Source organism: Streptomyces sp. CA-146814 (genome assembly GCF_050942385.1).
GTDB lineage: Bacteria > Actinomycetota > Actinomycetes > Streptomycetales > Streptomycetaceae > Streptomyces.
Window position 1 is genome coordinate 5,048,483 of sequence record NZ_CP192068.1, and the last position, 18,360, is coordinate 5,066,842.

General features: G+C 70.9%; 16 protein-coding genes. 11 read left to right on the top strand and 5 right to left on the bottom strand.

Going from position 1 to position 18,360, the window contains the following annotated elements:
* Positions 1-180 precede the first annotated feature (180 nt).
* The 6 genes from ACQP09_RS22715 (at position 181) to ACQP09_RS22740 (ending at position 6,646) form a co-directional block, all read left to right on the top strand.
* Positions 181-1,764: an ABC transporter ATP-binding protein gene (locus ACQP09_RS22715; RefSeq protein WP_433406721.1), complete on the top strand. Its 1,584-nt coding sequence runs from the start codon at positions 181-183 to the stop codon at positions 1,762-1,764.
* Positions 1,761-2,876 carry an ABC transporter permease gene (locus ACQP09_RS22720; protein WP_433402367.1) on the top strand — a complete coding sequence of 372 codons (1,116 nt, stop codon included), beginning with the start codon at positions 1,761-1,763 and terminating at the stop codon, positions 2,874-2,876. The genes ACQP09_RS22715 and ACQP09_RS22720 overlap by 4 nt, the downstream gene beginning before the upstream one ends.
* Positions 2,873-4,135 (top strand): ABC transporter permease, encoded by a 1,263-nt coding sequence (locus ACQP09_RS22725; protein WP_433402369.1) that lies wholly within the window; start codon positions 2,873-2,875, stop codon positions 4,133-4,135. Before ACQP09_RS22720 ends, ACQP09_RS22725 begins: the two co-directional genes overlap by 4 nt.
* Positions 4,132-4,563 (top strand): cytidine deaminase, encoded by a 432-nt coding sequence (locus ACQP09_RS22730; RefSeq protein WP_433402372.1) that lies wholly within the window; start codon positions 4,132-4,134, stop codon positions 4,561-4,563. The genes ACQP09_RS22725 and ACQP09_RS22730 overlap by 4 nt, the downstream gene beginning before the upstream one ends.
* 111 nt (positions 4,564-4,674) lie before the next feature.
* Entirely contained in the window at positions 4,675-5,952 is a 1,278-nt protein-coding gene (locus ACQP09_RS22735) for a thymidine phosphorylase (RefSeq protein ID WP_433402374.1), read from the top strand.
* A 97-nt stretch (positions 5,953-6,049) separates the two neighbouring features.
* Positions 6,050-6,646 carry a Uma2 family endonuclease gene (locus ACQP09_RS22740; protein WP_317817916.1) on the top strand — a complete coding sequence of 199 codons (597 nt, stop codon included), beginning with the start codon at positions 6,050-6,052 and terminating at the stop codon, positions 6,644-6,646.
* A gap of 87 nt (positions 6,647-6,733) precedes the next feature.
* Here ACQP09_RS22740 and ACQP09_RS22745 read toward each other — a convergent pair whose 3' ends face one another.
* Positions 6,734-10,081, bottom strand: coding sequence for a S8 family peptidase (locus ACQP09_RS22745; protein ID WP_433402378.1), 3,348 nt, complete (start codon positions 10,079-10,081; stop codon positions 6,734-6,736).
* A gap of 190 nt (positions 10,082-10,271) precedes the next feature.
* Between ACQP09_RS22745 and ACQP09_RS22750 the strand changes: the two genes are divergently transcribed.
* Entirely contained in the window at positions 10,272-10,601 is a 330-nt protein-coding gene (locus tag ACQP09_RS22750; RefSeq protein WP_433402381.1) for an STAS domain-containing protein, read from the top strand.
* Positions 10,602-10,614: 13 nt separating this feature from the next.
* Here ACQP09_RS22750 and ACQP09_RS22755 read toward each other — a convergent pair whose 3' ends face one another.
* The 3 genes from ACQP09_RS22755 to ACQP09_RS22765 form a co-directional block, all read right to left on the bottom strand.
* Positions 10,615-11,667 (bottom strand): sigma-70 family RNA polymerase sigma factor, encoded by a 1,053-nt coding sequence (locus ACQP09_RS22755; protein WP_433402383.1) that lies wholly within the window; start codon positions 11,665-11,667, stop codon positions 10,615-10,617.
* Positions 11,668-11,777: 110 nt separating this feature from the next.
* Entirely contained in the window at positions 11,778-12,494 is a 717-nt protein-coding gene (locus ACQP09_RS22760; RefSeq protein WP_433402385.1) for a L,D-transpeptidase family protein, read from the bottom strand.
* 146 nt (positions 12,495-12,640) lie between these two features.
* Positions 12,641-13,951: an MFS transporter gene (locus ACQP09_RS22765; RefSeq protein WP_433402388.1), complete on the bottom strand. Its 1,311-nt coding sequence runs from the start codon at positions 13,949-13,951 to the stop codon at positions 12,641-12,643.
* Between the two features lie 62 nt (positions 13,952-14,013).
* On the opposite strand from ACQP09_RS22765, the gene ACQP09_RS22770 reads away from it, so the two are divergent.
* A complete protein-coding gene (locus tag ACQP09_RS22770; RefSeq protein WP_433402390.1) occupies positions 14,014-14,967 on the top strand; it encodes a LysR family transcriptional regulator in 954 nt (317 codons plus the stop codon).
* Between the two features lie 57 nt (positions 14,968-15,024).
* On the top strand, positions 15,025-15,777 hold the full coding sequence (locus ACQP09_RS22775) for a hypothetical protein (protein WP_433402392.1): 753 nt from the start codon (positions 15,025-15,027) through the stop codon (positions 15,775-15,777).
* A 13-nt stretch (positions 15,778-15,790) separates the two neighbouring features.
* Here the strand turns inward: ACQP09_RS22775 and ACQP09_RS22780 are convergent, their stop codons facing one another.
* Complete coding sequence (locus ACQP09_RS22780; RefSeq protein ID WP_433402395.1) at positions 15,791-16,552, bottom strand: alpha/beta hydrolase; 762 nt, start codon at positions 16,550-16,552, stop codon at positions 15,791-15,793.
* A 113-nt stretch (positions 16,553-16,665) separates the two neighbouring features.
* On the opposite strand from ACQP09_RS22780, the gene ACQP09_RS22785 reads away from it, so the two are divergent.
* Both ACQP09_RS22785 and ACQP09_RS22790 read left to right on the top strand, forming a co-directional pair.
* Positions 16,666-17,820 (top strand): adenosine deaminase, encoded by a 1,155-nt coding sequence (locus ACQP09_RS22785; protein WP_404071441.1) that lies wholly within the window; start codon positions 16,666-16,668, stop codon positions 17,818-17,820.
* Positions 17,821-17,976: 156 nt separating this feature from the next.
* Complete coding sequence (locus tag ACQP09_RS22790) at positions 17,977-18,279, top strand: hypothetical protein (protein WP_433402398.1); 303 nt, start codon at positions 17,977-17,979, stop codon at positions 18,277-18,279.
* The last annotated feature ends 81 nt before the right edge of the window (positions 18,280-18,360 follow it).

Consider the following 18,360-nt stretch of genomic DNA (forward strand, 5'->3'; position numbering starts at 1 on the left):
ACGCAGCACCGAAGAAGATCCGCCTATCGCAGTGCTCTCCCACCGGTCCCGGACCCCGCGTCCGGACTGTGACGTGCGCCTGTGTTTCACGATTCGGCAGCTCTACGCGTGTAGACGGCCCTCCGGCGCGATAACTTCACCCCGCTCACCAGAGCCCCCTCAGCCCCTCCGCCCCCGCTCCTGTCCGGCCAAGGAGAGTGCGTCATCAACGCGTCCAGCAGCCCCCCCGCCGTGGAACTGCACGGCATCACCAAGCGCTTCCCCGGCGTCGTCGCCAACCACGACATCGACATCACCATCGGCAAGGGCACCGTGCACGCCCTCGTCGGGGAGAACGGTGCCGGCAAGTCCACCCTGATGAAGATCCTCTACGGCATGCAGAAGCCGGACGAGGGCACCATCGCCATCAACGGTGAGCAGGTCTCCTTCTCCAACCCGGGCGACGCCATCGAGCGCGGCATCGGCATGGTGCACCAGCACTTCATGCTCGCCGACAACTTCACCGTCCTGGAGAACGTGGTCCTCGGCGGCGAGAAGCTGCACGGCATCGGCGCCGGCGCCCGCCGGAAGATCAAGGAGATCTCCGACGCGTACGGGCTCGGCATCCGGCCCGACGCGCTCGTCGAGGACCTCGGGGTCGCCGACCGGCAGCGCGTGGAGATCCTCAAGGTCCTCTACCGGGGCGCCCGCATCCTGATCCTGGACGAGCCGACCGCGGTCCTCGTGCCGCAGGAGGTCGACGCGCTCTTCGCCAACCTGCGCGAGCTCAAGGCCGAGGGCCTGACCGTCATCTTCATCTCGCACAAGCTCGGCGAGGTGCTCTCGGTCGCCGACGACATCACGGTGATCCGCCGCGGTACGACGGTGGGCACCGCCGACCCGGCCACCACCACGACCAAGCAGCTCGCCGAGCTGATGGTCGGCAGCGAGCTGCCGACGCCGGAGACCCGCGAGTCCACCGTCACCGACGTGCCCATGCTGCGCGTGCGGGACCTCGCGCTCACGATCACCGACCCCGACGGCACCGTCCGCGACGTGCTGGCGGGTGTCGACTTCACCATCCACAAGGGCGAGGTCCTCGGGATCGCCGGCGTCGAGGGCAACGGGCAGACCGAGCTGATCGAGGCCCTGATCGGGATGCGCGACCCGGACGGCGGCGTGATCACGCTCGACACCGACGACATCTCGCACGCCCCCACCCGCAAGCGGCGCGAGGCCGGCATCGGCTACATCCCCGAGGACCGGCACCGCCACGGCGTCCTGCTGGACGCCCCGCTCTGGGAGAACCGCATCCTCGGCCACGTCACCGAGAAGCCCAACAGCCGCGGCTGGCTGCTGGACAACAAGGCGGCCCGCACCGACACCGAGCGGATCGTGCGCGAGTACGACGTCCGCACCCCCGGCATCGAGGTCACCGCGGCCTCGCTCTCCGGCGGCAACCAGCAGAAGCTGATCGTCGGCCGCGAGATGAGCCACGCGCCCAAGCTCCTGATCGCCGCCCACCCCACCCGTGGCGTGGACGTCGGCGCGCAGGCGCAGATCTGGGACCAGATCCGCGAGGCCCGCCGCGACGGACTGGCCGTCCTGCTGATCTCGGCCGACCTGGACGAGCTGATCGGGCTCTCCGACACGCTGCGCGTCATGTACCGCGGCCGGCTGGTCGCCGACGCCGACCCGGCCACCATCACCCCGGAGGAACTGGGCTCGGCCATGACCGGCGCCGCCACCGGTCACCTCGAAGGCTCGGAGGACGAGGCCCGATGAAGAAATTCGACAAGGACCGGCTGATCCTGGGCCTCGCCGGCCCGGTGCTCGCCCTGGTCGTGGCCCTCGCGCTGACGACCGTGGTGCTGCTGGCCTCCGGCCGCAACCCGTTCGAGCCGTACCGCATCATGTTCGAGTCGGCGAGCTACGTCGACGTGCAGGTCCTGATCGTCAACCAGGCCGGTACGTACTACCTCGCCGCCCTCGCGGTCGCCGTCGGCTTCCGGATGAACCTCTTCAACATCGGCGTCGACGGGCAGTACCGCCTCGCCGCCATGATGTCCGCGCTGGTCGGCGCGAGCGTCAGCCTGCCGGGCCCGCTGCACATCGCGCTGATCGTGATCGTCGCGATGCTGGTGGGCGCCTTCTGGTCCGGGATCGCGGGCTTCCTGAAGACGACCCGCGGGGTGAGCGAGGTCGTCTCCACGATCATGCTCAACTCGATCGCCACCGCGCTGATCGCCTGGCTGATCCTGCCGAAGAACTTCGGCGAGCAGCCCGCCGGCTCCAACAACCTCACCACCGGTGAGATCGCGGAGTCCGGCTGGTTCCCGGGTCTGCCGATGGGTGACGGCGGCGAGATCTACGGCTTCACCTTCGTCGCGGCCGGCTGCGGCCTGCTCTACTGGTTCATCCTCAACCGCACCCGCTTCGGCTTCGACCTGCGCGCCACCGGCGCCAGCGAGAGCGCCGCGCAGGCCTCCGGTGTGGACGCCAAGAAGATGATCCTCACCTCGATGCTGATCTCCGGCGCGGTGGCGGGCCTCGCGGGCATGCCGACGCTGCTCGGCGACACCCACACGTACAGCCTCGACTTCCCGACCGGGATCGGCTTCACCGGTATCACCATCGCGCTGCTGGGCCGTAACAACCCGCTCGGCATCGTCTTGAGCGCCCTGCTGATCGCCTTCCTCGACAAGTCGTCCGCCTCGCTCGACCAGTACGGGTACGAGAAGGAGATCGCCACGATCATGCAGGGCCTGATCGTGATCTCGGTCGTCGTCTCCTACGAGCTGGTGCGCCGCTACGGCGTCCGCCGCCAGCAGCAGAAGGTGGGCGAGGAGCTCGCCGCCGGCCACGCCATCAAGACCGAGAAGGAGGCGGCCCTGTGAGCACCAGCAAAGCCATCGCCGCACGCCACGCCCCCAAGAAGGGCGGCCGCCGCAAGCTCACCCTGCCCGTCGTCCTGCTCATCATCGCGGGCGGCCTCGCCCTCGTCTCGCTCGTCCGCCTGATCAGCGGCGCCGAGGACATCACCTCGGTCGGCCAGGTCGCCGGCGCGCTGGAACTCGCCGTCCCGATCGGCCTCGCCGGACTCGGCGGCCTCTGGGCCGAGCGCGCGGGCGTCGTCAACATCGGCCTCGAAGGCATGATGATCCTCGGCACCTGGTTCGGCGCCTGGGCCGGATTCCAGTGGGGCCCGTGGATGGGCGTCCTCTTCGGCATCATCGGCGGCTGCCTCGGCGGTCTGCTGCACGCGATCATCACCGTCACCTTCGGCGTGAACCACATCGTCTCCGGTGTGGCGATCAACATCCTCGCCGTCGGCGTCACCCGCTACCTGTCCAACTTCGCCTTCGACGGTGTGCAGGGCGGCTCCTCCAAGCAGTCCCCGCGCATCGACCCGATCGACAAGATCACCATTCCGGGGCTCTCGGACTGGATGCAGGACCTCCAGCAGCACCACTGGTTCCTGGTCTCCGACATCGCGGGCATCATCGGCGGCCTGGTCACCGGCCTCTCGCTGCTGACGCTGCTGGCGCTGCTGCTGATCCCGGCCACCTGGTGGATCCTGTGGCGCACCCCGTTCGGGCTGCGGCTGCGCTCCTGCGGTGAGTCGCCGGTGGCCGCCGAGACGCTCGGCGTCAACGTGTACAAGTACAAGTACATCGCCGTCACCATCTCCGGCGGGCTCGCGGGCCTCGGCGGCGCGTTCCTCGCGATCGTCGCCACCGGCATCTACCAGGAGGGCCAGACCGGCGGCCGCGGCTACATCGGCCTCGCCGCCATGATCTTCGGCAACTGGATGCCGGGCGGGATGGCGCTGGGCGCCGGGCTCTTCGGCTTCACCGACAGCCTCAAGCTGCGCGGCGGCGCGGAGAACGTCCACGCGATGCTGCTCCTGCTGGCGATCCTGCTGGTCATCGCGGTGTTCTGGCAGCTCTACAAGAAGAAGTACGTCGCCGCGGTGATCTCGGCGGCCGTCTCGGCGCTGCTGTTCACCTGGTACCTGCTGACCGACCAGGTGCCGAGCCAGTTCGTCGACGCCGCTCCGTACGTCACCACGCTGCTGGTCCTCTCGCTCTCCGCACAGCGGCTACGCATGCCGAAGGCGGACGGCGTGCCCTATCGGAAGGGCGAGGGCAAGTGACCTCGCCCGCCTCCGAAGGCCCCGCTGCCACCACCGCCTTCGACGAGTCCGACTGGGAGGCCCTGCGGGAGGCGGCCCGGGACGCGATGTCCCGGGCGTACGCCCCCTACTCGGGCTTCCCGGTCGGGGTCGCCGCCCGGGTGGACGACGGCCGCACGATCACCGGCTGCAACGTCGAGAACGCCTCCTACGGCCTCTCGCTCTGCGCCGAGTGCGGCCTGGTCTCCACGCTCCACGCGACCGGCGGCGGCCGGCTGACCCACTTCACCTGTGTGGACGGCACCGGGTCCGTCCTGGTGCCGTGCGGCCGGTGCCGGCAGCTCCTGTACGAGTTCGGCGGCCCCGGACTCCTCCTGGAGACGCCCGACGGGCGCCGCACGCTGGACGCGATGCTGCCGCAGTCGTTCGGCCCGCAGCACCTCGGCTGAATCAGTCATCCTGGTGGCCCTTCCTTCCCGGAAGGGCCACCGCCATTCCCCCTCTCTATGCGCGTAGAGTCGTCTTGAACTCCTGCGTACGCACCGGCCGGAAGGACTCCCATGGACGCCATCTCCGTCATCCGCACCAAGCGGGACCGAGGCGAGCTGACCCCCGAGCAGATCGACTGGGTCATCGACGCGTACACCCGCGGCGAGGTCGCCGACGAGCAGATGTCCGCCCTCGCCATGGCGATCCTGCTCAACGGCATGAACCGCACCGAGATCGCCCGCTGGACCGCCGCGATGATCGCCTCCGGCGAGCGGATGAACTTCGACGCGCTCTCCCGCCCCACCACCGACAAGCACTCCACCGGCGGCGTCGGCGACAAGATCACCCTGCCGCTCGCCCCGCTGGTCGCCGCGTGCGGCGCCGCCGTACCGCAGCTCAGCGGCCGGGGCCTCGGCCACACCGGCGGCACCCTGGACAAGCTGGAGTCCATCCCCGGCTGGCGGGCCCACATCTCCAACGAGGAGATGCTGAACGTCCTGGACACCACCGGCGCGGTCATCTGCGCCGCCGGTGACGGCCTCGCCCCCGCCGACAAGAAGCTGTACGCGCTGCGCGATGTCACCGGCACCGTCGAGGCGATCCCGCTCATCGCCAGCTCGATCATGTCCAAGAAGATCGCCGAGGGCACCGGCGCACTCGTCCTGGACGTCAAGGTCGGCTCCGGCGCCTTCATGAAGACCATCGAGGACGCCCGCGAACTGGCCTCCACCATGGTCGCGCTCGGCACCGACAGCGGCGTCCGCACGGTCGCGCTGCTCACCGACATGTCGACCCCGCTCGGCCTCACCGCGGGCAACGCGCTGGAGGTACGGGAGTCGGTCGAGGTCCTGGCCGGCGGCGGCCCGAGGGACGTCATCGACCTCACCCTCGCCCTGGCCCGCGAGATGCTGGACGCGGCCGGCCTGAAGGACGCCGACCCGGAGAAGGCCCTGGCCGACGGCTCCGCGATGGACGTCTGGCGCCGCATGATCGCGGCCCAGGGCGGCGACCCGGACGCCACGCTCCCGACCGCCCGCGAACAGCACATCGTCACGGCCCCGGCCTCCGGCGTCCTCACCCGCCTGGACGCCTACGACGTCGGCGTGGCCGCCTGGCGCCTCGGCGCCGGCCGCGCCCGCAAGGAGGACCCGGTCCAGGCGGGCGCGGGCGTCGAACTCCACGCCAAGCCCGGCGACACCGTCTCCGAGGGCCAGCCCCTGATGACGCTGCACACGGACACCCCGGAGAAGTTCGACTACGCGCTGAAGGCGCTGCCGGACGCGTACGAGATCTCCCCGGCGGGCACGTCGTTCGCCCCGCTGCCGGTGGTGCGGGAACGTATCGCCTGACCTGCGGTTTCCTCGTACGGGTGAACGGGACCGGTGGACTGCCGCCGGTCCCGTTCGGCATGCTGGACTCGGTGACGTACCGATAGAGGAGACCGCCATGAGCGCACTCACCGTCGATCCCGTGCCGGGCCAGGGACAGGGCCAGGACTGGGACGACACTGTCCGGATCTGGGAGGAGACGGACGCACCCGAGGGCTGCAAGGTGGAGATCATCGAGGAGATCGTCACCGTGTCGCCGCCGCCGTCCAAGGATCACAACACCACCGCTGCTCTGCTCCAGCGCAGGCTTTACACCGTCATTCCGGAGGACTGGGAGATCTACCAGACCCTCGGCCTCTCTCTGCCGGGGCGAGGCGGGATCTATATCCCAGACCTCGTCGTCGTGGAGCGCGCCACCGCCTCCGGGCCGGGGAACACCGTCCCCGCCGAGGAAGCCCGCCTCGTCGTCGAGATCACCTCCCGCGCCAACGCCAACCACGACCGCGTCAGCAAGGTCAACGGTTACGCCAAGGCCGGGGTGGAGCTGTTCCTGCTCCTCGACCCCTGGCACTCCGGCCGTCCGACCGCGACGCTCTACGGGGAGCCGGAGGGCGGTACGTACCGGGTGCTGGAGACGGTCGAGTACGGCGGGAAGATCAGTCTTCCCGAACCCTTCGGGCTCGACCTGGACACCGGCGTCTTCCCGGTCAGCTGACGCATCACGCCGGCGGCCCGCCGCGCGGAGGGGATCTCCGTGCGGCGGGCCGCCGTTCGTGCGAGGTCAACTACCGCTCCTGGGCGGTCACTTGCCCAGGTACGCGTTGTAGATCCGCACCGTGGACCTGTTGCCCTTCTTGTCGGTGATGTTGGCGGCGAAGGAGATGGCCTTGTTCTTCGCCGGGTTCTTCACCGTGATCCTGCCCTTCTTCACGGTGACCTTCTTCCAGGTCTTGCCACCGTTGTAACTGACGTACGTCGCCAGCGCCTTGAGGTTCTTCCCGGCGGCCGAACCCTGCACCGTCACCGGCACGGAGACGGTCCTGCCCGCCGTGGCGCGGCCGTCGGTGGTCAGGGCCGGGGTGAAGCGGACGGTGGAGGCCGGGAGCTTCGTGGACGCCTTCTTGGAGCGGAAGGTGAAGCTGACGTCCACCCGGGTGGAGAGGGCGCTGATCTTCGCCGTGTGCCTCACCGACGAGCTGAGCCGGTAGTCGGCGCTGCCCGCCGGGACCGTGAAGTAGTCCCAGCCCTGGAGCGGGTCCTTGGTCTGGGCGTACTTCTTGCCGTTGCGGTGCAGCACCGTGGTGACCGAGGAGAACTCCGGCGCGCCGTCGTTGCCCCTGCCGTCCGCCAGCAGCGGGACGAAGCCGGCGATCTCGTTGCCTTCGCGGTAGACGCCGTCGTAACCGGCCAGCCGCGGGCCGAAGACCCCGGTGTTCACGGTCTTCGTGTAGGACTTGCCGCCCTTGTAGGTGGCGGGGTTCCCGAGGGAGTAGGCCGACTCGTAGATCGGGTAGCCCTGCTTGTCCTTGCCGCCGATCTGCGCGAACTCCAGGGCCCAGCGGGCCTTGTCGCTGGTGGCGAGGCGGACCGTACGGACGCCGGGCAGCGCCTGGTGGGCGGGCGCGCCGTACATCCCGTACCCGCCCGGCAGTTCGGCGATGGGCCAGACCTCGCCGGTCTTCTTCTTGACCGCGCCGACGCCCATGGTCAGCTTGACCGTGGCGAACTGGTTGGCCGTGTACTTACGGCTGACGCCCGTGGCGAACTGCGTGACCTTGCCGCCGAACGCGATGTTGTAGTCGCCCGCGCCCTTGTTCCAGCTGCCGGCCCACCGCTGGCTGAGCGAACCGTCGGTGATCTTCGGGCCGATGTGCGCGGTGCGGAGCGTCCCCTTGGGGCCGACCGCCCAGCCGTAGGTGGTGTCGTAGTCCTTGGTCGCGATCGTGTACTCGGTCTCGATGCCGCGGAGCGTGGTCCCCTTCACCGGCAGGGTGATGGCGGCCGGCTTGGTCCTCCGCGCGTCCAGCGTGATCGTCGTGTTCTTCGTGATGCTGAGCTTCGGCTGGACGAGCCAGTCGACGTCGTACTTCCGCTTCGGGTCCGTGACGACGCTGCCGTTCAGCACGAAGGTGCCCTTGGGCACGCGGACCGTGGCCACGCCGTTCTTGAAGGCGGACGTGTACCAGGAGCCCTCGGCGCTCGCGCTCAGGCCGTCCAGCTCGGCGTCGGCCGCGGGCGCGGCCTTGCCGGTGCGGCCGATGGCCTTCAGCGTGACGTCGTACGACTCGCGCTCGCGGTCGACCGCGGCCGCGGTGCGGACGGTCTGGCCGCCGCCGGTGGCCACGACGTACGCGGAGTACGAGCCCACCTCGGCGCCGCCGAGCCGGGTGTCGGCCGTCAGCTCCACGGCGGCGGTGCCGCCCGCGGGCACGGTGACCTGCGAGGCGCCGAGGGTGAAGAAGCCGGCCGGAGCGGGCTTGCCCTTCGGGCCGGTGCCGGCGACCGTCACGTCGAGCGTGACGTCCGTGGTGCCGAGGTTGCGGTAGGTGACCGGCTCGGTGACCGGGACGTCGTCGGTGTGCGGCCACTGCTGCACCCCGAGGTTGACCGAGACCTCCTCGCTCACCACGGTCTGGGTGAGCGCCCGGTCCACCGCGATCCGGCCCGTGCCCTGCTGGAACGGCGTGTACGCGCCCGGCTTGGTGGAGGACGCCAGCACGTTCTTCAGCTGCTTGTACGTCCACTCCGGGTGCTGCTGCTTGAGCAGGGCCGCGGCACCCGCGACGTGCGGCGTGGCCATCGACGTACCGTCGATCGTCAGGTAGCCGGCCGGGCTCTCGCCGACCTCCTTGGCGATCTCCGAGCCCGGGGCGGAGGCCGCCGTGATGGCGACCCCGGGGGCCGTGACGTCGGGCTTGATGGCGCTGTCGCCGACGCGCGGGCCACGGCTGGAGAAGCCCGCCAGCTTGTCGTTCACGTCGACCGCGCCGACGGTCAGCGCGGCGTCCGCGCTGCCCGGCGAACCGACCGTGCCCGCTGCGCTGCCCTCGTTGCCCGCCGCGACGGCGAACAGGACGCCCTTGGTGGCCGAGAGCTTGTTGACCGCGGCTTCCAGCGCGTCCACCTCGGGGGTGTCCATGCCGCCGAGGCTCAGGTTGACGATGTCGGCGCCCTGCGCGACCGCCCACTCCATCCCGGCGAGGATGCCGGAGTCGTCACCGAACCCGTCGTCGCCGAGGACCTTGCCCGCCAGGAGCTGTGCGTCCGGCGCGACACCCTTGAACTTCCCGCCGGACCTCGCGCCCGAGCCCGCGGCGGTCGAGGCGACGTGGGTGCCGTGACCGATGCGGTCCTTGAGGTCGGGCGACTTGGTGAAGTTCTTCGCCGCGACGATCTTGCCCTTGAGGTCGGCGTGGGTGCCGTCCACGCCGGTGTCCAGGACCGCGATCTTGACGCCCTTGCCGGTGTAACCGGCCTTCCAGGCGGTCGGTGCCCCGATCTGGGCGACGCTGCGGTCCAGGGTCGCCTTGCGCCTGCCGTCCAGCCAGATCCGGTCGACGCCGGTCGCGGTGGTGCGCTGGGCGTTCCCCGCCTGCTCGCTGGTGAGCGCCTGCCACAGGTCCGGGGCGTCCGCCTTCGGCGTCGCGACCGACTGGGCGTTCAGCGAGGTCAGGCTCCGGCCGATCCGGGTGGCGCCCGCGTCCCGGACCTCCGCCTTCGCCGCTGCCTGCGCGCTCTGCGCGCCCCGGTAGCTGACGATGAGCCGCAGGTCCTTCTTCTGGGCCCGGCGGTTCTCCGGCCGGTTCAGCTCGGTGATGTCGAAGAGCCGCCGGTCGAGCTTGCCGGAGGCGATGAGCCGCTGGGCGTCGGCGGGTATGACGAGCGTGCGCCCGTCACGTATCTGCTTGTGCACCGGGATGCCGTCGCGTCCCTCGGCGGGCTGGAAGCCCACGACCCGGCCCTTGGCGTCCACCGACACCCGGTCGCCGGTGATCAGCGTCAGCTGGTGCGAGGCCTTGCCCGTGGAGCCGGAAGCCGCCTTGACCACGGCTGCGGGCGAATACGGCTGTGCGGCGGCGGGCGTGGTCATGCCCGCGGCGAGTGCGACGGCGGCGGCCGCGGCGACAGCCGGAACCCCCACCCTCTTCACGTGTCTGTGCAACTCTCCCCCTGGAGAATGAGGCGGTTCCTCTGAACCGTTCACACAACCTAGAGGGAGAAAATCGTGAAGAGGTTCGCAAGAGATGTGTACGAGTTGTGAGTTGGGTCTCTCTGGCCGGAAACCTGCCTCCGGCGCGATGAGTTTCGGTCAGCGGGCCGGTCCTCCCGTTGTGGCAGCCATGAACCCGATCGTTTTCGCCGTCACCGGACGCGTCACCCGTGACGCCGTACCGGCCCTCTGCGCGGAGCTGGAGACCTTGCTGAACGACCCGGCCGAACGGGCCGCTCCGGTCGAGTGCGACGTGGGCGACGTCGAGCGGGCGGACCTGGCGCTGGTGGAGGCGGTGGCCCGGCTGGCGCTGGTCGCCCGCCGGGCCGGCCGGCAGCTACGGCTGCGCCGGGTCGGGCCCGAACTCCAGGGCCTGCTGGACCTGGTGGGGCTGGCGGACGTGGTGGCGCTGGAGGGGCCGGGCGTGGAGGGGCCGGAGGAGCGGGTGCCGGAACCGTGACCGACCGGCCCGGTCAGCCCTCGGGAGTCACCGCCGGAAGCCGGTCCGGCAGCCCGAACAGCGGGAACCAGCGCTCCACGTCCAGGAAGCAGTGCATCCCCGAGACCGCCCCGTCCTGGACGTCGATGACCTGGACCGCCCACGGCACGAAGCCGGACCCCTCCGGATCGGGCTTGTAGTGCGCGAAGCCCGGCGAGCCGTTGACCGCCACCGGCACCAGCCGGGAGCCCGCGCACGCCGCGCCGACGGTCGTCATGAAGCCCGTGATGTCCGAGGTGCCCCGCAGCCACAGGTCGAACGGCGGCATCGTCATCACCGCGTCCTCGTGGAGCAGCGCGGTCAGAGCGGCCATGTCGTATCCCTCGAACGCCTTCACATAGCGCTCCAGGAGCTTCTGCTGCTCCTCGTCGAGCGGGTCGGCCGCGTCCGGGACCCGGCCCTCCTGCTCGGTCAGCGTGGCGCGGGCCCGCTGGAGGGCGCTGTTCACCGAGGCGACGGAGGTCTCCAGCAGCTCGGCGACCTCGGCGGCCTTCCAGGCGAGCACCTCGCGGAGGATCAGCACGGCCCGCTGCTTGGGCGGCAGGTGCTGGAGGGCGGCGACGAACGCCAGGCGCACCGACTCCCGCGCCACGGCGGCCTCCGCCGGGTCCTGGACGGTCGGCAGGATGCGGCCGTCCGGCATCGGCTCCAGCCAGACGTTCTCGGGTCGGGGGCTGAGCGCGGCCTGGGCGAGCGGGGTCGGGCCGGTCAGATCGACCGGGCGGGCCCGCTTGTTGCCCGCGCTCAGCATGTCCAGGCAGACGTTGGTGGCGATCCGGTAGAGCCAGGAGCGCAGCGAGGAGCGGCCCTCGAACTTGTCGAAGTTGCGCCAGGCCCGCACCAGGGTGTCCTGCACCGCGTCCTCGGCCTCGAACGCGGAGCCGAGCATCCGGTAGCAGTACCCGGTCAGCTCGGTGCGGTGGCCTTCGAGCCGGGCGTCGACACCGCCGTCACCGGAGACCCCGGCGTCCCCCGAGCCCGCTGCCGCCCCCGCACCCGTGGCCGTCGTCGTGGTCAGATCGCTCATCGCTCCACCCCTGTCGCGCAGCCGCGCCGCGGCCTCCGTCACCCGGTACGTCGGAAGCTACCGCAGGGCACTGACAACAGGGGTGGAAAGAGGCCTACGGCCCGCGTCGATCAGGTCCCGGGCTTGCGCCCGTACACGTACACGTCGTCGCCGTTCTTCAGCAGTTTCCAGTATGCCTTCGCGTCGGCGGGGCGCATGTTGACGCAGCCGCCGGAGCCCGGCGGGTTGTACATGGACTTGGTGACGGAGTGGAACGCCTGGCCGCCGTCGAAGAACTGCGAGTACGGCATCCACACCTTGTAGATCGTCGACCAGTGGTTGATGTTGCGCCAGTAGACCTTCTTGGCGCCGGTACGCGTCTCCGCGCCGTCGCGCCCGGTCCGCACCGGCACCGGGCCGTACGTCAGCTTCTTGCCGTCCTGGATCCAGCTCAGCTGCCGGGTCAGGTCGACGCAGGCGATGCGGCCCTTGTTGGTCGGACACTTGCCGGCCTTGTTCGGGTTCTTCCCGGCGGCCTTCTGCGCGAGCATCGTGCTCATCGTGCGCCAGGTCAGCGGCCCGGCGTACCCGATGGTCGGGGTGATCCCGTGGGCCTTCTGGAACTTCTGGATCGCCTTGCAGTCGGCGGCCGACTGCTTGCCGTCCACGGGCCGCTTCAGGAACTTCTCGACCTGCTTCTGGTGCGGCCCGGTGGAGGTGGAGCAGGAGGCCGCCTGGGCCGTGGTGCCGGTTCCCAGGACCAGGGCGGGTGCCGCCACCAGCCCGGCCACGGAGAGCGCCACCCCGCGCCGCAGCCGCCCTCCGGATACGTTCGCCTTCACACCCATGTCCCCCAACTCCCCTTCGCCCACAGTAGCTTTGTGGTTACGTCTGGTAGACACGCGAAGGGGAGGGGTGGTTGCACGGGGCAGGTCTCGGTTGCGTCGCGTTCCGGCATAGCCGGAATTACGGCCTCCGGATCGGCCCCGTCGAGCTAGCGCGTCGCCGGCACCAGCGCCCGCCGCTCGGCCCGCGCCACCCGGGTCCCGTACAGCGTGATCGAGACCACGCCGAGCACCGCGAGCAGCCCCAGCGCCACCGTCGCCGCCCAGCCGCCCGCGTGGAAGGCGACCGCGCCGAGCGTGCCGCCCGCGCTGGAGCCCAGGTAGTACGCCGACTGGTACAGCGCCGAGGCCTGCGCCCGGCCCGTCGTCGCCGTCCGGCTCACCGAGGACGAGGCGACCGCGTGCCCGGCGAAGAACCCGGCCGTGATCAGCACCAGCCCCAGCAGCACGGCGGCCAGCGACTCCGACAGCGAGAGCAGCAGCCCGGCCGCCGTGGTCGAGACCGCGAGATAGAGCGCGCCCCGGCGGCCGAGTCGGGCCACCAGACGTCCGGCCGCGGCGGAGGAGACCGTACCGACCAGGTAGACGAGGAAGATCGAGCCGACGATGCCCTGCGGCAGCGAGAACGGCTCCTCGACCAGCCGGAAGCCGATCACGGTGTAGACCGCGCCGAACACCGTCATGAACAGCGCGCCGATCGCGTACAGCCGGACCAGCAGCGGATTGCCCAGATGCGTGGCGACGGTCTTGGCGAGCGCCTTCGGGTTGAGCGTGCCGGGGGTGAAGTTACGGGCCTTCGGGATCAGGAAGTGGAACGCGACGGCGCACGCCACCGCCAGCAGGCCGACCGCCGCGAGCGCCGCGCGCCAGCCCCAGGCCTGTGCGACCCACCCGGTGAGGATGCGGCCGCTCATACCGCCGATGCTGTTGCCCGCGACGAACAGCCCGATCGCCGCGACCAGCGCCTTGGGTCGGACCTCTTCGGCGAGGTACGCCATCGCGGAGGCCGGAAGCCCGGCGAGCGCCGCGCCCTGGATGGCCCGGAGCGCGATCAGCCAGCCGATCGAAGGGGCGAACGGCACGAGCATCCCGACCAGGACCGCGACCGTCAGCGAGGCCGTCATCATCTGCCGTCGCCCGAACCGCTCCGACAGCGCGCTCAGCGGCAGCACACACAGCGCCAGCGCGCCGGTCGCCGCGGAGACCGTCCAGCTCGCCTGGCCGGCGCTCACGCCGTACGAGGCGGAGATCGCGGGCAGCAGGGCCTGGGTGGAGTAGAGGAGGGCGAAGGCGGCGACACCGGCGGCGAAGAGCGCGAAGCTCATCTTCCGGTAGCCGGGGCGGCCGGGCTCCAGCCGCTCGACAGAGGTCGGCGCGGCGGCGCGGGAGGTGATGACGGGGGACGACGGGGCAGAGGCATCCACGACGACGGTGGATGCCCCGGTATCGGCGGGAGGCATACGTCGAACGTAGAGCGCCAGGTTTCATGCGTCCAATGCACGAAACCGCCATAATCGATCCCATGGCGCATCAACGCAGCTCACAGCCTCGGCTGTCACCGAGCAGTTACGAAGAAGACATCCGGGCCGTCCTCGCGCCGCGCCTCGCGTACTTCGAGGCGGTCGCCCGCCACGAGCATGTGACCCGCGCCGCACACGAGCTCGGCGTCCCGCAGTCCACGCTCTCGCGGGCCATGGTCCGGCTCGAAGCGGACCTGGGCGTCGCCCTGTTCGCCCGCAAGGGCCGTACGGTCTCGCTCACCCCGGCGGGCCGCACCTTCCTCACCTCCGCAGAACGGGCCCTGGCCGAGGTGGAGAAGGCCGCCGACGCGGTCCGGGCGGACGCCGACCTCACGACGGGCCGGGTCTCGTTCGGCTTCCTGCACACCATGGGCTCGGAGACCGTACCCGCCCTGATCCGCGCCTTCCGGGCCGACCACCCGAAGGTCCGCTTCCAGCTCGTCCAGAACTACGGCGAGGCCATGATCGAACGCCTCCGCGCGGGCGGCCTCGACCTCTGCCTCACCTCACCCGTCCCCGACGCCCCCGACCTGGTCACCCGCCGCCTGGACGAACAGCGCCTGCGCCTGGTGGTCCCCGACGACCACCGCCTCGCCACCCGCCGCCGCATCCGCCTCGCGGAGGCCGCCGACGAGACGTTCGTGACCCTGGAACCCGGTTACGGGCTCCGCCGCATCACCGACGACCTCTGCGCGGAGGCCGGTTTCACCCCGCGCGTCGCCTTCGAGGGCGAGGAGGCCGAAACCCTGCGCGGCCTGGTCGCCGCCGGACTCGGGGTGGCCCTCCTGCCACCGCCCGCGGTGGCCCGCCCGGGCGTCGTCGAACTGACGGTGACGGCCCCGCGCGCGGTCCGCGAGATCGGCGTCGCCTGGCTGGACGGCCACCCGGACACCCCGCCGGTCGCCGCGTTCAAGCGGTTCCTGCTCTCCCGGCGGGGGAACCTGCTGCCGGACTGACCTACGTACGGGAACCTGAGAGGAGGGGAGGACTGACCGGCACGCGAGAATGACCCGGTGAATCGTTCCTCCTCGTCGCCTTTCTCCACGCCGTCCGGCCGCCCGAGCCTGATGGGTGTCACCTTCGCCGCCCTCGTCGGTTCGGTGCTGGTGCTGGTCGCGGCCGTCCTGTTCGCGCTGCTGCCGGGATCGCTCGCCGAGGCGCGGGACTTCCGGGCCGCGCGGCCGTGTGCGGAGATCGGCGGCTCGGCGGTGGAGAACGGCGACTGCCTCTCCGCGTGGCCCGCCACCGTCGTCTCCACCGAGACCGGCCGGAAGAAGAAGGCCGTCACCTACTGGATCACGCTCGACCCCGGCACCGAGGAACAGCCGTTCCGCATACGGATGCGGGGCGACGGACCCGTGTGGGAGAAGCTCGCACCCGGCAACCAGGTCACGGTCTCCTCTTGGCGCGATGTGGTGTGGGCCGTGGGCCTCGGTGAGCTGCGCCAGGACACGACCACCAGGCCCGGCTACGCCCCCACCGTCCAACTGGCCGTGGGGCTCGCGCTGTTGATCGTCGGGGCCGTTTTCCTGCGGGGAGCGGGATGGCTGCACCGCCTGCGTGCCACCCGCGCCCCGGCCACCCGCGCCTCACAGGTCGTCGTGCCGATGGCGGCGACCTTCGTCGCGGTGGCCGTCGCCGTCACCGCCGCCGTCGCCACGGACCGCCTCTGGCTCGTCCTGCTGGTGACCGCCGCCGGATGCGCGGCCGCGTGGACGGCCTCGGTGCTGCTGGTGCGGCGACGGGGAGGCGTACGCACAGCCTGATGCCGTACGGCGTTCAGTGCCGCAGCGACCGTCCGAACCCGGCCGCCAGCGGCATCCGCAGACCCAGCGGCGGCGGCGCGGCCAGCGCGTCCTTGACCGGGCGGGCGTAGGAGCGGGCGAAGAGCGAGCCCCGGACGAAGTCGGCTGCCAGCGCCACCACTTCGGAGCGGTGCTGGCGGAGCGCGTGGCCGTCCGAGTGGACCTCGAAGCGGCAGGTGTCCCGGTTGGACTTCTTCGCGCGCTCGGCCAGCCGGTACGACAGCTCCGGGTCCGTGCGCTCGTCGTTGGTGCCGTGCACGATCAGCACCCGCCGCCCCACCAGCTGCTTCACCGGCTCCGGCTCGGCGGCCGCGTGCTCCGGCAGCCACGGGGCCATCGCCAGGACCGAGTTGACCGACCCGTGCCCGGCGGCCCGCAGTGCCGCCCGGCCACCCATGCCGTGGCCGGCCAGGCAGACGGGCACGTCCCCGTACCGCCGCTGGATCTCGTCGGCCGCCCAGGCCGCGTCCTCCGCCGGATGCGCGTCGGTGTCGTTCCAGCCCCGGTGGCGGTAGCGCAGGACGTGCACCGCAAGCCCGTCGCCCTCCCCGGCGCGCGCCAGCGCACGGGCGAACGGCAGCTGTACCGCGTACGACAGGGATGAGGGACGGCGGCGTGAGTCGGGCTCGCCGTCCGGGAGCAGCAGGACCACGCCGCTGACCTCGTATGGTGCTCCGGCCGTCGAGACGGCCCGTCCCAGCCTGGCGGCAGGCAGGGGGAGTGCGCGCTGTGCCATGACAGAACAGTCTCAGAAGAGCAGGTGTACTCCACCCGACTTTCCGGTCACTGTTGCGCATCGACGGAAGGCGCCGACAAGCGCTCTACGCGCGTAGGCGCTACAGTGCCAAGATGACGAGCCAGACCCTGAACGTCCCTGATTCCGACCAGATCCGGCGCGCCCCCAAGGTGCTGCTCCACGACCACCTCGACGGCGGCCTCCGCCCGGGCACGATCATCGAGCTGGCCCGCGCGCAGGGTTACGCATCCCTCCCCGAGACCGAGGCCGACAAGCTCGGCGTCTGGTTCCGCGAGGCCGCCGACTCCGGTTCGCTGCCCCGGTATCTGGAGACCTTCGCCCACACCTGCGCCGTCATGCAGACCCGCGACGCGCTCTTCCGGGTGGCCGCCGAGTGCGCCGAGGACCTGGCCGAGGACGGCGTCGTCTACGCGGAGATCCGGTACGCCCCCGAGCAGCACCTGGAGGGCGGGCTGACCCTCGAAGAGGTCGTCGAGGCGGTCAACGCGGGCTTCCGCGAGGGCGAGCGCATCGCCCGCGCCAACGGCCACCGCATCCGCGTCGGCGCCCTGCTCACCGCGATGCGCCACGCGGCCCGCGCGCTGGAGATCGCCGAGCTCGCCAACAGCTACCGCGACCAGGGCGTCGTCGGCTTCGACATCGCGGGCGCCGAGGCCGGCTTCCCTCCCACCCGCCACCTCGACGCGTTCGAGTACCTCAAGCGGGAGAACAACCACTTCACGATCCACGCGGGCGAGGCCTTCGGCCTGCCGTCGATCTGGCAGGCCCTCCAGTGGTGCGGCGCCGACCGGCTCGGCCACGGTGTCCGGATCATCGACGACATCGAGGTCGCGGCGGACGGCTCGGTCGCTCTCGGCCGCCTCGCCTCCTACGTACGGGACAAGCGCATCCCGCTGGAGATGTGCCCGACGTCCAACCTCCAGACCGGCGCCGCCACCTCGTACGCCGAGCACCCGATCGGGCTGCTGCGGAAGCTGCACTTCCGCGTCACCGTGAACACGGACAACCGCCTCATGAGCGGGACGAGCATGAGCCGGGAATTCGAGCTGCTGACCGAGGCATTCGGATACACGCTCGACGACATGCAGTGGTTCACCGTCAATGCGATGAAATCAGCTTTCATTCCTTTCGACGAACGTCTCGCGATGATCAACGAGGTCGTCAAGCCCGGTTATGCCGAGCTGAAGTCCGAGTGGCTTTTCCGGCAGACCGCTGTGACCAGCGGATCTGCCGCCGCCGCGAGCTGACGTTCGACGTTTGTTCGGCGCGTGTTCGACGCGGGGAAGATGGTCGGGATGTGAAATCCCGGCCATTTTTCGCGTGTCGCGATGTTTGCGGAGGGGGCGGCGGAATGACTACCTTGCAGAGCCGCTCACATCCCCTTCCCCAAGGATGAATTCTTCATGAAGAAGACCGCTGCCAAGACTCTCGGTGTCGCCGCTCTCGGTGCCGCTTTCGCCGCTGCCGCCGCCGGCAGCGCCTCCGCCGCCCCCTCGCTGCCGCTCGACTCCGTGGCCGGCGCGCTCCCCGTCTCCACCATGGCGCTGGACGGCGTCGCCACGGCGGCCCAGAACGCACCGGTCCAGCAGACCGTCGACAAGGTCCTCGGCGGCGACGCCACCGACGCGGCCGCCCCGGTCACCGGCCTGCTCGGCGGACTGCCGACCCAGGGCCTCACCGCCAACGGCATCCCGCTCGGCGGCTGACCGCAGCACCTGAACACGCATGTGGGGCGCACACCCGGATCCGGGTGTGCGCCCCACGGTCATGTACGAGGCCGCCTCGGC

Coding starts and splice junctions, on each gene's coding strand:
- ACQP09_RS22720 (WP_433402367.1), top strand. CDS start 1,761: ATGAAGAAATTCGACAAGGACCGGCTGATCCTGGGCCTCGCCGGCCCG.
- ACQP09_RS22735 (WP_433402374.1), top strand. CDS start 4,675: ATGGACGCCATCTCCGTCATCCGCACCAAGCGGGACCGAGGCGAGCTG.
- ACQP09_RS22740 (WP_317817916.1), top strand. CDS start 6,050: ATGAGCGCACTCACCGTCGATCCCGTGCCGGGCCAGGGACAGGGCCAG.
- ACQP09_RS22750 (WP_433402381.1), top strand. CDS start 10,272: ATGAACCCGATCGTTTTCGCCGTCACCGGACGCGTCACCCGTGACGCC.
- ACQP09_RS22755 (WP_433402383.1), bottom strand. CDS start 11,667: ATGAGCGATCTGACCACGACGACGGCCACGGGTGCGGGGGCGGCAGCG.
- ACQP09_RS22760 (WP_433402385.1), bottom strand. CDS start 12,494: ATGGGTGTGAAGGCGAACGTATCCGGAGGGCGGCTGCGGCGCGGGGTG.
- ACQP09_RS22765 (WP_433402388.1), bottom strand. CDS start 13,951: ATGCCTCCCGCCGATACCGGGGCATCCACCGTCGTCGTGGATGCCTCT.
- ACQP09_RS22770 (WP_433402390.1), top strand. CDS start 14,014: ATGGCGCATCAACGCAGCTCACAGCCTCGGCTGTCACCGAGCAGTTAC.
- ACQP09_RS22780 (WP_433402395.1), bottom strand. CDS start 16,552: ATGGCACAGCGCGCACTCCCCCTGCCTGCCGCCAGGCTGGGACGGGCC.
- ACQP09_RS22785 (WP_404071441.1), top strand. CDS start 16,666: ATGACGAGCCAGACCCTGAACGTCCCTGATTCCGACCAGATCCGGCGC.
- ACQP09_RS22790 (WP_433402398.1), top strand. CDS start 17,977: ATGAAGAAGACCGCTGCCAAGACTCTCGGTGTCGCCGCTCTCGGTGCC.